This window comes from Shewanella sp. OMA3-2, from assembly GCF_021513195.1.
Taxonomy (GTDB): domain Bacteria; phylum Pseudomonadota; class Gammaproteobacteria; order Enterobacterales; family Shewanellaceae; genus Shewanella.
Genome location: NZ_CP090974.1, coordinates 1,967,824 through 1,981,291 on the forward strand (window position 1 = coordinate 1,967,824; position 13,468 = coordinate 1,981,291).

Here is a 13,468-nt window from a genome sequence, read left to right on the forward strand (position 1 = left end):
CGATGGACGTTTTTGAAATAGAACCTTATTATGATCCATATGATTTATGGACAACTTCTTTTGGTCAGGAAGTAAGAAATGGTTTTTATAAAGGTAAGTTATTAAGTAAGTTTATGGCTGCAGGTATAGCTTCTTGTGAATTATTTATTCCTGAATTCACTAGAAATATTTTAAATACTAAAAAGTCATTGCATCCTATTTCTGTTTCTCAATATATATTGATAGCCTATGAAAACTCATGGATTAATGAAAGTAATGCACTAGAAACTCTTTGTTTATTAAAGGAGCAAGCTGCTGTTAATAGTGAAAATTCGTTTGCATTTGGACTCGGATTTACCTGGGTATCGAAGAATGGTACATACTCTAGTCAACAGCCTTTTGTTACACACACGCCTTATGCAATGGAGGCGTTATTAAAGTTAAGTAGTTTTGAATCAGTAAATATTATTTCTTTAGCTTTATTTAATAAAACTTGGGGCTTTCTTGAATCTTTGAAAGTTATGTTTGACGATGATGATAAATTAGCTTTATCTTATGCGCCTGTTAGTGAACCAAGAATTGTTGTTAACGCTAATAGTTATGCTGCATATTCTTATGCTCTTCATTCTATTCATGGTCATCCTGAAAGAAGGTCTACCGCGAATGACAAAGCAATTAGTATTTTAAATTGGATTGTCTCATGCCAGGAAAGTAATGGTTCATGGCTATATTATGCAGATAATGAACCTGGGAATTTTATAGATTGCTTTCATAGTTGTTTTGTAGTGAAAAACTTGATTAAAGTTAAAGAGCTTTTGTCAATAAATTCTACTAAATTAGATGCTGCAATTAATAATTCTATTCGTTATATTATTGATAATTTTTATCAAAGTAATGTAGGGCTTGTGAAAAGATTTTCTGTTCAGGATATTAAAGATCCATATAAATATATATTATATGATCAAGCCGAATTTATAGGTGTCTTGATTGATAGTGGGAATGTTGATTTTGCATTGGAAGTCTCTAGTAAGGTAGAGGCTGAATTCAAAGTTAATAATATTTATTATGCGCAAATAGATCTATTTGGCCGGCGTGTTGGTGAAAACTACATGAGGTGGGGGATTATACCTTATCTTTACCAGTTAAGTAGATTGAATTCATTAAGGTGCTCAATATGTGTGGTATAGCAGGTGCAGTTAATATTCCATTTGTAAAGGATCAACTTAACATCATTTCTCATCGCGGTCCAGATTCTAGTGGGTTTCATGAAGTTGATTTTGAAAACTCAAAACTTTACCTAGGTCATACTCGTTTATCCATACTCGATACATCATCGGCTGGTGCGCAGCCTATGTTTAGTCTTTGTAATCGTTGGTTGATATCTTTTAATGGTGAAATATATAACCATATTGAGCTTAGGAAATTACTTAATATAGATTTTACTAGTTCTTCAGATACTCAAACATTAGTTGAATTAATTTCTATTTATGGAGTAGAAGATACTTGTAAGAAATTAAACGGGATGTTTAGCTTTTGTGCTGTTGATCTGGAAAATGGTGAACTTTATCTCGTAAGAGATAATTTTGGTATTAAACCTATTTATTACTATTCATATAGAGAACAGTTTGCTTTCTCTTCAGAGGTGAAGTTTTTAACAAGAGAATTAAAAATAAAACCAGAGGTTTCACGTTCTGGAATTGAAGAGTTTTTTTCTATTAGATTTGTTGCATCACCTAATACTCTGTTATCGAACATAAAAAGAGTTAAACCAGGTTCTATAATAAAATATGATATTAATAAAGGGGTGCTAGTCGATGAAAAACAATTTATATCTCTTAAAGAAAACAAGTTTGAAGGTTCTATTGAGGATGCTGTTTCGCAATATCAAGTAAAACTTCAAACAGCTGTGAAACGTCAACTATTGTCTGATGTACCTGTTGGAATGTTACTTTCCGGTGGAGTCGATTCAGCGTTAGTGGCTGCGATGGCTGCGGATTCTGGTCATAAATTACCTTGTTACTCTGTTGGTTTTGGTGATGGCTTTGCTGAGTGTGAGTTAAGTAATGCTAGGCATACAGCTGCAGTATTAGGTTTAGATTTTAATGAAGTACTCGTATCACCAGATGATTTGCTTGATTCGTTTATCAATATTGCTAAAACTATCGAGGAACCTTTAGGTACAACTTCCATTTTACCAATGTGGAGTTTAGTTCATGCTGCAAAAAAAGATGTTTCTGTAGTATTAACAGGGCAAGGTACTGATGAGCCTTGGGGGGGATACAATAAATATCAAGTCGAAATAGTACGTAACTTTTTTAAGAATAGTGGCTTTTGGCAAGCGATTAAATTTTGTTCGCCTTCATTTATGTACAAAAATGAAAGTTTTAGAAGAGCAATCTACTCTTTAGCTGCTAATGACGTTGGCTCTCAAGTTATACATGCATCATCATTATTCTCGGAAAGTGATCGGTATAAATTATGTGGAACAACTAACAGCGGCAATTTGAATGAAACATTAGCTTTTTGGTGTAATTGGGCTAAACAAGGTAAGTTAACTCAGGCAGAGTTGATGATGCAAGTTGACTCTAGAATGAGCTTGGCTGACGATTTGTTGCTTTATGCTGATAAGCTTTCTATGCATGTTTCACTTGAGACAAGAGTACCTATGCTTGATGTCGACTTAGTTGAATTTGTAGAGTCATTACCATTGAATTATAAAGTTAAGTTTAAAAATGGAAAATTGGTTCATAAGCTTATGGCTGAAAAATACTTACCTTCTAGTATCGTACATCGAAAAAAATTAGGTTTTCATGTGCCTTTCTCTACGTGGTCAAAAAGTATATGGAAGGGGTTTATAGAAGATCATCTTTTATCAGAGAACTTGCCTCATTTTAATTATATTAATAGGAGTGCTGTTTTGGATATTTGGACTCGCCATCAATCAGGTAATGAAGATTTAGGTAAGCAAATATTTTCACTATTAATGTTTTCATTATGGAGCCAAGAATACGATGCTAAATAGATTATATGTTCTAGATTGTCCAATGGATTCCGGAAGCATGAAAGATACTGTACATTTAATAGAGCAAAGATTAAACGAAGGTAAATTCACTCAACATGTCGTTGTCAATGTTGCCAAAATTGTCCATATGCAAACAGACTCTGTGTTAGCCGAGTCTGTTAATGCCTGTGATGTGATTAATATTGACGGTATGGGCGTGGTGTTTGGTGCCAGATTTTTAGGCCACGATGTGCCAGAACGTGTTGCTGGCGTAGATTTGTTTCATGAATTATTAAAAATGAGCGCCAAACGGGATTTTCCTGTGTTTCTTTTAGGGGCAACAGAGGATGTTGTCACTAAAACCGCTGAAAAAGTTCAATTGCTTTATCCTAACTTAAAGGTAGTTGGCTTTAATGATGGTTATTTTTTTGGAAAGAAAGAGGGGGAGGATGAAGAAGCTGTAGTGGATAAAATCCGCCAGTCGGGTGCTAAATTATTATTTGTCGCCATTACCTCACCGAAAAAAGAGAACTTTATCAATAAGTGGCAAGACAAGTTGGGCGTTGATTTTGTAATGGGTGTGGGTGGTACCTTTGATGTGGTGGCGGGTAAGGTCAGCCGTGCGCCAGTTTGGATGCAAAAAAATGGCCTTGAATGGTTATACCGCGTTATTCAAGAGCCTGGGCGAATGTGGAAGCGCTATTTATTCACCAATAGCCAGTTTTTACTTTTACTGCTTAAAGCCAAATTCCTTAAAAAGTAAAATTAAAAAGTTGAGATGGACGTTTTGTTAATTCAATTTGGTGTACCAGTCACTTTTAGTGTTATGAACAGCAACAGCAACAGCAACAGCAACAGCAACAGCAAGATCAGTTAATTATTTTAGGTGGAACACATGGATAGGCCATCCCAGTTACAGTTCTCGCACACCAACTCTAGTTTTATACTCAGAATGTTAGATATCACCATTATTGTGCTGTCACTGTTAGTGATTATGCAGGGTTATAAGGTGGCATTTAATAAAGATTATTTATTAGTATTGGCCGGCGTATTGTTAATGTTCAGTTATATCAGCGAGTCGTTTGGTTTATATCGGTCATGGCGCCTGGGCAAGTTTTCTCATATGTGCCGCATGTTGATTGCGATTGTGGTGATCTGCTTTTTATTGATGTTTACCGTGTTATTTTTATTTAAATATACCGAGCTGTATTCACGGGTGGTAATGACGGGTTGGTTTGTATTGTCTGTGATCTCGTTAGTGGCCTGGCGTATGGTGGTGCGTGAAATAAAACGTGTGCGTCGTATACGCGGCTATAGCGTTGAAAAAGTCGCCATTGTTGGGTTAACCGATACGGGGATGAACTTGTATGAAGAAATTTGGAAACATGATGAGTTAGGGTTTGATTGTATCGGCTTTTTTGATGACAGAGACGCTAGCCGTATTGAAAAACACGAGCCTAAATTAATTGAAGGTAATATTAACCATGCAATTGAATTAGCTAAAAGTGGCGATATTCAAAAGCTGTATATCTGTTTACCTATGTTAGCCGAACAGCGCATTGCTGATATTATTGAGCAACTAGGCAACAGTACGGTTGATGTGTTAATTACCCCAGACTTTTTAATGAAAAATTTAATGCATGCCCGCATTGGTAACGTAGGTGACGTTGATACTATTAGTGTGTTTGAGTCACCGGTTAATGGCATGAAGCGCTTTTATAAACGCAGTTTTGATGTGGCCTTTAGCCTGTGCGCCATTATTGCGATATCGCCAGTGTTATTAGCGGTGGCGGTGGCGGTGTTTGTGACCTCTCCTGGTAATGTGATTTTTAAGCAAGACAGATACGGCTTAGATGGCCGTAAAATTAAAGTGTGGAAATTTAGGTCGATGACGGTAACTGAAAATACCGCCGTAGTCACCCAGGCCACTAAAGGTGATGCCCGCATTACTAAAGTGGGCGCATTTATTCGCCGTACCTCACTAGATGAATTACCGCAGTTTTTTAATGTACTTCGCGGTGACATGTCAGTGGTTGGCCCCAGGCCACATGCGGTGTCACATAACGAGCAGTACCGCAAACTGGTGAGTTATTACATGCTGCGCCACAAGGTATTGCCAGGTATTACCGGTTGGGCGCAAGTGAATGGTTGGCGCGGTGAAACCGACACCTTAGACAAGATGGAAAAACGCATTGAGTTCGACCTGGCTTATATTCGTAACTGGACCTTGTGGTGGGATGTCAGAATTGTATTTATGACCTTGTTTAAAGGTTTTGTTGGCAAGAATGTTTACTAGCGTTATGTCTTTGTCAGTATTTTTTAAATTATGTTAGCTAGATTGCTTAATGCCATTATTTGGCGATAAGTTGTCATGCTTGTTTCAAATTGAAGTGGCAGTATAGATGTGATTTGTAATCTCATTTAGCTGTTGTCTGTTTTTTTATAAGGATATACAAGATGAACATCCCTTTTAAATTTAGTTGCTCTTGCGTTGCTCTGTTTAGTGTATTTGCTTTGTCGCCCGCTATTGCAGCTGATGAACAGCCTGGTGTGATTCAAACCGCATCTGGTATTGATTTAATTCCGTACCTTAATACCGGTTTTAAATATGATGACAACATTGCCAGTACAAAAACCTTTAAAACAGATAGTTGGATTTTAGGCGTTACCCCTGGCTTACAAGGGCAATTATTGGATGGTAATAATGAATATACCTTCCAAACTAATGTTGATTATGGTCATTTTTTTAGTAGCAGTGAAGATGACTTTTTAGATTTTAATTTGGGTGGTGCGGCAGATGTTGAGCTAAACCAGTCAAATAAATTTAACCTTAATGCAAATTATGATGCTGGCCATGAAGAACGGGGTAGTGGTGTTTTTGAAGGTAATGGCGAGGTTCAAAATGAACCGGCTACTTTTGATACCTACAAAGTAGGTGGTTATTACGAATACGGCGCGCAAACTACGCCAGCACGTGTGCAACTGAATGCCAGTTATTTTGATAAAGAATTTACTAACTTTGAAGCCTTAACAGTTTATCGTAATTATGCCGACACTAAGTATGGGGCAGTTTTTTATTACGACAGTGGTGCATCGGTTAGCTGGGTATTTGATGCCAGCGTAGTCAACACAGATTATGATGTTGCAGACTTAAGTGGTGACCGCGACAGCACTAGCACGTTTTACCGTGTCGGTGTGGACTGGGAGGCAACGGCAATGACTTCAGGTTCTATCCGTATAGGTAACCAGGACAAAGACTTTGACAATGCCAGCCGTGATGACTTTAGTGGTTTATCGTGGGATGCCAGTGTTACCTGGTCGCCATTAACCTATTCAGCATTAACCTTCAATACCGGTAACAGCGCTAAAGACCCAAATGGTGCAGGTAACTATATTGAGTCAACCACTTATGGTGTTAGCTGGGACCATGGCTGGAATGACTTTTTGTCAACTAACCTGGGTTACAATCAAACCGATGATGACTATAACGGCGTAGTACGTAACGACGAGTTAAAAGTGTATTCGCTTTCAGCGGCTTATGTTACCACGCGTTGGTTAACGCTTGTGGCTGGGGTGGATATTACTGACAGCTGGTCTAGCGATGCAAACTTTGGGTTTGATCGTAACGTTTATTATATTAATGCTCAGATGACATTATAGGTTTTAAGATGAAGTGGTTTTTTATTCCGTGTTTGTTTGCCTTGCTGGTGCTGTTAAGTCCGTTAACGTCTGCTGCAGTACCTGATGACAGTTATCGCCTAGGTGCAGGTGACACCATTGTAATTAAAGTGTTTGGACAAGACGACCTGACACTTGAAACGCAAATTACCAATAGTGGCAAGGTAAATTACCCTTTTTTAGGTACCATTTCGATTAAAGACTTGTCGATAAAGCAAGTTGAAGAATTGGTATATGAAGGTTTAAAAGGGGATTATTTGGTTGAGCCTAATGTGTTTGTTGGCATTGTGCTTTATCGACCATTTTATATTCACGGTGAAGTAAAAACCCCAGGTGGCTACCCCTACCAGCCAGGCATGACAGTTAATCAGGCTGTTGCTTTGGCAGGGGGCCTTACCGAGCGTGCCTCGCGAGATAAAATTTTTATCTCGCGCGAAGGCACTAAGTCAGACTTAGTGAACGGTACTATTAATAGTCAAATTAGCGCTGGCGATACTATTACCATTGAACAGAGATTTTTTTAATGACATCGCAAGCCAATTTATTTCTACACGAGTCTAACTCACCAGAGAAAGCCGGTGAGCAATTGATTGATTTACGCAAGCTAATTAAGCCGGTATTGCAGTCAAAGTGGCGTATTTTATCGTTCGCAATATTAATTACCGCGTTAACTACCTTTGTGGTGTTTAGCTTACAACCTATTTTTAGCTCAACCGCGACGCTGTTGATTGAATCAGAACAGGCGAAGGCGATTAAAATTGAGCAAGTTTATGGTATTAATTCTGGCCAACAGGAATACTATTTAACCCAGTTTGAAATTATTAAGTCGCGCTCTATTGCTGAGCGGGTATTTAACCAATTAGATTTAATTAATCACCCTAGTTTTGAAGCTAAGCCTTCAGCCTTGTCAGAGATAAAGTCACAGGTTATATCCTGGTTCGATTTTTTACCTCATGACGATAATGAGGCTGAGCCTAATGATGCAATTAGAAAGCAGAAATTAGTTGATGCTTTTATGCAAAATATTAGCGTGTCGCCAGTGCGTAAAACTCAGTTAGTGAATATTAGCTATAACAGCCCAGATGCCAAATTAGCCGCTGCTGTGGCTAATGCTATTGGCGATGCTTATATTGTTAGCCAGTTGGAAGCTAAGTCAGGTATGACCCAAAAAGCTAACGTATGGCTAGGCGGGCGGTTAGAAGACTTGCGCATAAAGTTAGATGCGTCTGAGCAAAAGCTTGAATTGTTTAAAACCCAAAACGGCCTAGTTGACGTTGAAGGGGTAACTGCGTTAGATGCAAAAGAGCTTGAGCGCTTAAGTGATGAAATTACCGTTGCTAGATCAACCAAAGCCCAGGCAGAAAGCTTTTTGGCGGTAGTTAGGCAGTATGGTAAGTCAGACATTGGCCGCCTAGAAAGCTTGCCTGAAGTGACCTCACATATGTCGGTACAAAACGTTAAAAAAGAGGTGATTTTAGTTGAGCGTAAAGTGTCTGAACTGTCGCAGGTTTATGGCCCTAAGCACCCTAAAATGATCGGCGCCAATGCTGAGTTAGCTACAGTGCAGCAAAACCTGCGCACTCAGATTGGTAGATTAGTGCAAGGTATTGAAGATGAAGCACAATCTGCTACCCAAAAACTGAAAGCCCTAGAAGCGCAATTTAGTCAGTCTAAAGGCTCGTTTCAAAATTTAAGCTCAGTTGATACCGACTATCGCAGATTATTGCGTGAGGTAGCGACTAATAGTCAGTTATTTGAAAGCTTTTTATCGCGTCAAAAAGAAACTGAAGTTACCGGTGACTTTGACTCGCCAGTAGCACGCTTTACTGACTATGCTGTTATTGCATTACATCCGATTAAACCGAAGAAAAAGCTGATTGTGGTATTAGCCTTTGTTGCCAGTTTAGGCCTAGGTATTGTGTTGGTATTAGTGTTTGATGCACTGAATGACACCATTAAATCTACCGCTGATGTTGAGCAGCAATTGTCGCAACGTGCTTTGGGTTATATCCCTAAAGCCGCTAAAAAAGAAGCCTTTGAAAAAATTAACTTTGCCTTTTTTGACCCCGAAAAACGCCTACATGCTGAAAGTGTGCGATCGATTCGTACCTCACTGTCGTTATTAGCCATTGGTGAGCCTTTGTCGGTAATAGAGGTGACATCTTCGTTTCCTAACGAGGGTAAAACCGCTGTGTCAATGAACATAGCCTTTGCTTATTCAGCAATGGAAAAAGTACTGATTATTGACGCCGACATGCGTAAACCTAATATGGGTATGCGTTTTGGTTTACCTAGCTTTCAACATGGTTTGGCCAACTACCTTACCGGTACCGATGCATTAAGCCAGTGTATTGTTGAAAACGTGAGGCCGAATGTTGATTTAATGCCAGCAGGGGCAATACCGTTAAACCCGCTAGAGCTGTTGTCATCGCCTAAATTTGCTGAATTGTTGGCTGAGTTAAAAGGTCAATACAGCAAAATTATTATTGATACCCCTCCGGTTCATGCGGTGAGCGATGCTTTGGTTATATCATCACATTGTGATGCGGTAGTTGCGGTTGTTAAGGCAAATCATACTCGCACCGAAGCCATTAAGCTGACATTAGCTAAGTTAACTCAAGCCCGCGGTAAGGTGTTTGGGGTGGTATTAAACCAATTTAATACTGACGAAGCGCGCCAGTATTATGGACACTATGGCTACTATGAAGCCTATGGCCAGGATGCTAATGCAAAAACTGATGGAAAACCGGCCTAGTGTTTGATTTACATTGTCATATTTTACCTGGCATAGATGATGGGGCTAAGTCGATTGACGAAGCCTTAGCATTAATTGAACTAGCGGAACAGCAAGGTATTACCCATATGGTGGCCACGCCACATATTCATTTGGGCGTGTTTGATAATAATATCAGCACAATTACCGCAGCATTTAAGTTACTGCAACAAGAGTATGCACTTAGCGGGGGTAAGGTAAAAATTCACGCCGCTGCCGAAGTGCGCATTTGCCCTGAAATCATGTTTTTTATAGAGCGCCAACAATTGCCTTTTATTGGTCAGTTTGACGGTAAAAATGTGTTATTGCTTGAGTTACCCAGCAGTCATATTCCGCCTGGCACAGATAAATTAGTCAGTTGGTTGTTAGCTAAAAATGTATTGCCTATGATTGCTCATCCTGAGCGAAATAGAGAGCTACAAGCCCACCCCGAACGCATTGAGTTATTTGAGAGGTTAGGCTGTTTATTACAACTAACCGCCGCCTCGTTACTGGGTGATATGAGTGATGCGGCTAAAGCCTTGGCTGAAACATGGATTATACAAAAGCGCTACGCCATTATGGCGTCTGACTGCCATAGTATATCGCGCCGTCCACCTAAGCTTGCCCAGGCATGGCAAAGAGTGTGTGAGTTAACCGATAAACAGTATGCTGATGACGTTACCCTTAATACGCCTGCGTTAATTTCTGCTTGTTTATTTAATGATTAATATTTTATGTCGATAACCCTTTATGCTCGCCAGTGTTGTTTGCTAGTGCTGTTATTCGGCCTAGTGAGTTTACTGCCCTTAGTGTTTAACCAGGGCGTTGCGAGCGCCTACCATTTTAAATCCAATTATTACCTTACAGCGTGGCAAGCTAAAACCGTTATTGATGAACCTCAATACCGTGATGCTTTAGCGGCAGCTACCAAAGCGTATAACCTAAATGATACTAGCCCGCACTACGGCATTACCTTGGCTAAAGTGATGGAGTGGGGCGTTTATTCAGGTTTTGATGCTTTTTCTAATGATGAATTTAATCACTTATTTAGCCGAGCACTAAACTTGCGCCACAACTGGCCCGCGGCTTATAGCGATTACGCATTTAATTTAGCATTTTACCAAGACAGGCCAGACCTAGCCTTCGAACAGCTTCGCGCAGGGCTAGATTATGGCCAGTTTGCCCCAGAGGTGGTGCAACAAGTATTGTCGGTTGGCTTTGCCCATTGGGACGGTATAAGTATGCAAGACAAGTATTTAGTGTTTGAAATGTTAAAAACCGCCGCGATAATGGGATATGACACCCGCCGTCATTTAGTGCAGGTTATTGCTACATATCAGAAAAAACCTTTAGTTTGCAGCTACCTTAGCCACCAGTTAAACACGCTACCAAAGGGTACAACCAACTGGATAGAACATACCTTGTGTAAAAAAATGTAGGTTAACGCGTCATCCTGGTAATGCTTCTGGGCCGGGAACTAGTTCAATAACGTCATCCGGAAATGCACGCTAACGTCATCCTGGTAGTGCTTCTGGGCCGGGAACTAGTTCAATAACGTCATCCTGGTAGTGCACAAGATATCGTCATCCCGGCAATGCTTCTGGGCGGGATCTAAAGCTTTGGCACTGGTTTTAACGGCTAAAGCAAGAATAGATCCCCGATAAAAGCACTCGGGGATGACGGTAACATCATCCTGGCAATGCTTCTGGGCCGGGATCTAGTTCAATAACGTCATCCTGGTAATGCTTCTGGGCCGGGATCTAAAGCTTTGGCACTGGTTCTAACGGCCAAAGCCAAGAATGGATCCCCGATAAAAGCACTCGGGGATGACGGCAAAATAAGCATAGCAAACTGGCTTTTACTACGTCATCCCGGCAATGCTTCTGGGCGGGATCTAGTTCAATAACATCATCCTGGTAATGCTTCTGGGCCGGGATCTAAAGCTTTGGCACTGGTTCTAACGGCCAAAGCCAAGAATGGATCCCCGATAAAAGCATTCGGGGATGACGGTAACGTCATCCTGGTAGTGCTTCTGGGCCGGATCTAAAGCTTTGGCACTGGTTCTAACGGCCAAAACCAAGAATAGATCCCCGATAAAAGCATTCGGGGATGACGGAAACGTCATCCTGGTAATGCTTCTGGGCGGATCTAAAGCTTTGGCACTTGTTCTAACGGCCAAAGCCAAGAATGGATCCCCGATAAAAGCACTCGGGGATGACGGAAACGTCATCCTGGTAATGCTTCTGGGCCGGGATCTAAAGCTTTGGCACTGGTTCTAACGGCTAAAGCCAGAAATGGATCCCCGATAAAAGCATTCGGGGATGACGGTAAAAAGGAACTAAAGCTTTGGCACTGGTTCTAACGGCCAAAGCCAAGAATGGATCCCCGATAAAAGCACTCGGGGATGCACGCTAACGTCATCCTGGTAATGCTTCTGGGCGGGATCTAAAGCTTTGGCACTGGTTCTAACGGCTAAAGCCAAGAATGGATCCCCGATAAAAGCACTCGGGGATGACGGCAAAATAAGTATCAACAGACTCGGTTTTTTTATTTGCAGCCAACAAGGTTATTTAACGTTTTATGAAACATTCTTTACTAGGAAATAGTTTTTTTATTGTTGCACTTTGTTTGCTTATTATTTGGATACCCATCCCGCTGGCCAGTAATCGCATTTGGGCCTGGTCTATTTTTGAGTTTTACATAATTAGTTTGTCGATTGTGCACTTAGCTTTTTGTGTTGTGCGTAAGCAGCCTTTATTTACCCAGTCATGGCAGAAATATGCCTTGCTGCCGATAGGCCTATTGTTGCTGTTTACCTTTTTACAATGGACAGGTTTTGTCACGGGTATTGATACGGTTGATGGCTTTCAGACTTTTCAGCAGTTGATTAAAACTCTGTGCTTTGGCTTGTTTGTGTACCTGTTAGCTGTGCATTGTCAGTCAGCAAAACTGCTACGTTGGGTGTGTATTGCGATTATTGTGTCTGGCTGTATTCAAGCGTTTTACGGCAGTGTATTGAATTTACTGGACTTACCAAAGTCGCCAATATTTGGTATTAGTGATGGCGACAGAGCGAGAGGATCATTTGTATATCAAAACCATTTTGCTAACTTTTTAGCCCTGTCGATTAGCATTGCATTTGGCTGGTTAATATCTGAGTTAGCCACAACCCGTTCAAGCCAGTTTGATTTTAGGGCTTTTATGTTAGGTGTGTTTGAAACCCTAATAAGCAGTAAAATTATTTTGCGTCTGGCGATTGTGATTATGATTATTGGTTTGATTTTAAGCCGTTCACGCATGGGTAACGCCGGATTTTTTACTGCGTTAATTACCGTAGCCTTACTGGCATTAATCATTTATCGTAATCCGCCCAAAATGTTAAAGCCGTTGGTGATCAGTATTTTTATTTTAGATCTGATTATTGTTGGATCTATTTTTGGGGTAGAAAAGGTTAAGCAGCGCATTGAAGATACCTCGTTTGCGGCAGAAACCCGCGATGATGTGGTGCGTGACAGTATTCCAATTATTGAACAACACTGGTTAACTGGTAACGGCGCTGGCAGTTTTTATACTGTTTTTCCCCAATATCAAACCGTGCCTTATTCTGGTTTTTATGACCATGCCCATAATGATTATGTTCAATTTGCGGTAGAATATGGGGTTGTCATCACAGCGTCACTTGGGTTGTGGATAATATATTGTTTGTGGCTAGCCTGCCGAACCATGTATTTACGCAATAATAAGCTTTACAAAGGGATTGCATTTGGCTGTGCAATGGCAATTGTGCATATGATGATTCATTGTACGGTTGACTTTAATTTACAGTCTCCGGCGAATACCTTGCTGTTTTTAACCATATTAACCCTGTGCTGGTTGGTGCGTTATTTACCCACAGAGCGGCCATCTGACTTGTCATCTAAGCTGCAATAAAAATTACCCTTAAGTTATTGTTCTAGGTTCTAGCTTTTAGGTTGTGAGATTAAGGGCTTTGGCTAAGTTGACTCATGTAAGTGATTATAAATTATCAATTTTATTTTAATTAGCAATACGCTATA

The 13,468-nt window shown here is 40.2% G+C and carries 10 protein-coding genes; all 10 read left to right on the forward strand.

The genetic code is table 11. The features are described from left to right. The first annotated feature begins 2 nt into the window (after positions 1-2). The 10 genes from L0B17_RS08755 to L0B17_RS08800 all read left to right on the forward strand — a co-directional run bounded on the left by L0B17_RS08755 (position 3) and on the right by L0B17_RS08800 (position 13,343). A complete protein-coding gene (locus L0B17_RS08755; protein WP_235089366.1) occupies positions 3-1,166 on the forward strand; it encodes a hypothetical protein in 1,164 nt (387 codons plus the stop codon). Then, the gene (asnB, locus tag L0B17_RS08760; RefSeq protein ID WP_235089368.1) at positions 1,154-3,001 is read left to right on the forward strand and encodes an asparagine synthase (glutamine-hydrolyzing); all 1,848 of its coding nucleotides are present in this window, start codon (positions 1,154-1,156) and stop codon (positions 2,999-3,001) included. The genes L0B17_RS08755 and asnB overlap by 13 nt, the downstream gene beginning before the upstream one ends. Positions 3,002-3,038: 37 nt before the next feature. After that, a complete protein-coding gene (locus tag L0B17_RS08765) occupies positions 3,039-3,743 on the forward strand; it encodes a WecB/TagA/CpsF family glycosyltransferase (protein WP_272491891.1) in 705 nt (234 codons plus the stop codon). Positions 3,744-3,875: 132 nt separating this feature from the next. Then, positions 3,876-5,276: an undecaprenyl-phosphate glucose phosphotransferase gene (locus tag L0B17_RS08770; RefSeq protein ID WP_235089378.1), complete on the forward strand. Its 1,401-nt coding sequence runs from the start codon at positions 3,876-3,878 to the stop codon at positions 5,274-5,276. A 161-nt stretch (positions 5,277-5,437) separates the two neighbouring features. Beyond that, a complete protein-coding gene (locus L0B17_RS08775; protein ID WP_235089380.1) occupies positions 5,438-6,640 on the forward strand; it encodes an outer membrane beta-barrel protein in 1,203 nt (400 codons plus the stop codon). Between the two features lie 8 nt (positions 6,641-6,648). Continuing rightward, complete coding sequence (locus tag L0B17_RS08780; RefSeq protein ID WP_235089382.1) at positions 6,649-7,182, forward strand: polysaccharide biosynthesis/export family protein; 534 nt, start codon at positions 6,649-6,651, stop codon at positions 7,180-7,182. Next, a complete protein-coding gene (locus L0B17_RS08785) occupies positions 7,182-9,413 on the forward strand; it encodes a GumC family protein (protein ID WP_235089384.1) in 2,232 nt (743 codons plus the stop codon). Before L0B17_RS08780 ends, L0B17_RS08785 begins: the two co-directional genes overlap by 1 nt. Further along, positions 9,413-10,141: a tyrosine-protein phosphatase gene (locus L0B17_RS08790; protein WP_235089385.1), complete on the forward strand. Its 729-nt coding sequence runs from the start codon at positions 9,413-9,415 to the stop codon at positions 10,139-10,141. Before L0B17_RS08785 ends, L0B17_RS08790 begins: the two co-directional genes overlap by 1 nt. Positions 10,142-10,147: 6 nt before the next feature. Continuing rightward, the gene (locus tag L0B17_RS08795) at positions 10,148-10,852 is read left to right on the forward strand and encodes a hypothetical protein (RefSeq protein WP_235089387.1); all 705 of its coding nucleotides are present in this window, start codon (positions 10,148-10,150) and stop codon (positions 10,850-10,852) included. A 1,141-nt stretch (positions 10,853-11,993) separates the two neighbouring features. After that, entirely contained in the window at positions 11,994-13,343 is a 1,350-nt protein-coding gene (locus L0B17_RS08800; protein ID WP_235089389.1) for an O-antigen ligase family protein, read from the forward strand. Positions 13,344-13,468: the final 125 nt, after the last annotated feature.

What these genes read in the sequence shown, in the direction of transcription:
- L0B17_RS08755 (WP_235089366.1), top strand. Translation starts at nt 3, where the DNA reads ATGGACGTTTTTGAAATAGAACCTTATTATGATCCATATGATTTATGG.
- asnB (WP_235089368.1), top strand. Translation starts at nt 1,154, where the DNA reads ATGTGTGGTATAGCAGGTGCAGTTAATATTCCATTTGTAAAGGATCAA.
- L0B17_RS08765 (WP_272491891.1), top strand. Translation starts at nt 3,039, where the DNA reads ATGAAAGATACTGTACATTTAATAGAGCAAAGATTAAACGAAGGTAAA.
- L0B17_RS08770 (WP_235089378.1), top strand. Translation starts at nt 3,876, where the DNA reads ATGGATAGGCCATCCCAGTTACAGTTCTCGCACACCAACTCTAGTTTT.
- L0B17_RS08775 (WP_235089380.1), top strand. Translation starts at nt 5,438, where the DNA reads ATGAACATCCCTTTTAAATTTAGTTGCTCTTGCGTTGCTCTGTTTAGT.
- L0B17_RS08780 (WP_235089382.1), top strand. Translation starts at nt 6,649, where the DNA reads ATGAAGTGGTTTTTTATTCCGTGTTTGTTTGCCTTGCTGGTGCTGTTA.
- L0B17_RS08785 (WP_235089384.1), top strand. Translation starts at nt 7,182, where the DNA reads ATGACATCGCAAGCCAATTTATTTCTACACGAGTCTAACTCACCAGAG.
- L0B17_RS08795 (WP_235089387.1), top strand. Translation starts at nt 10,148, where the DNA reads ATGTCGATAACCCTTTATGCTCGCCAGTGTTGTTTGCTAGTGCTGTTA.
- L0B17_RS08800 (WP_235089389.1), top strand. Translation starts at nt 11,994, where the DNA reads ATGAAACATTCTTTACTAGGAAATAGTTTTTTTATTGTTGCACTTTGT.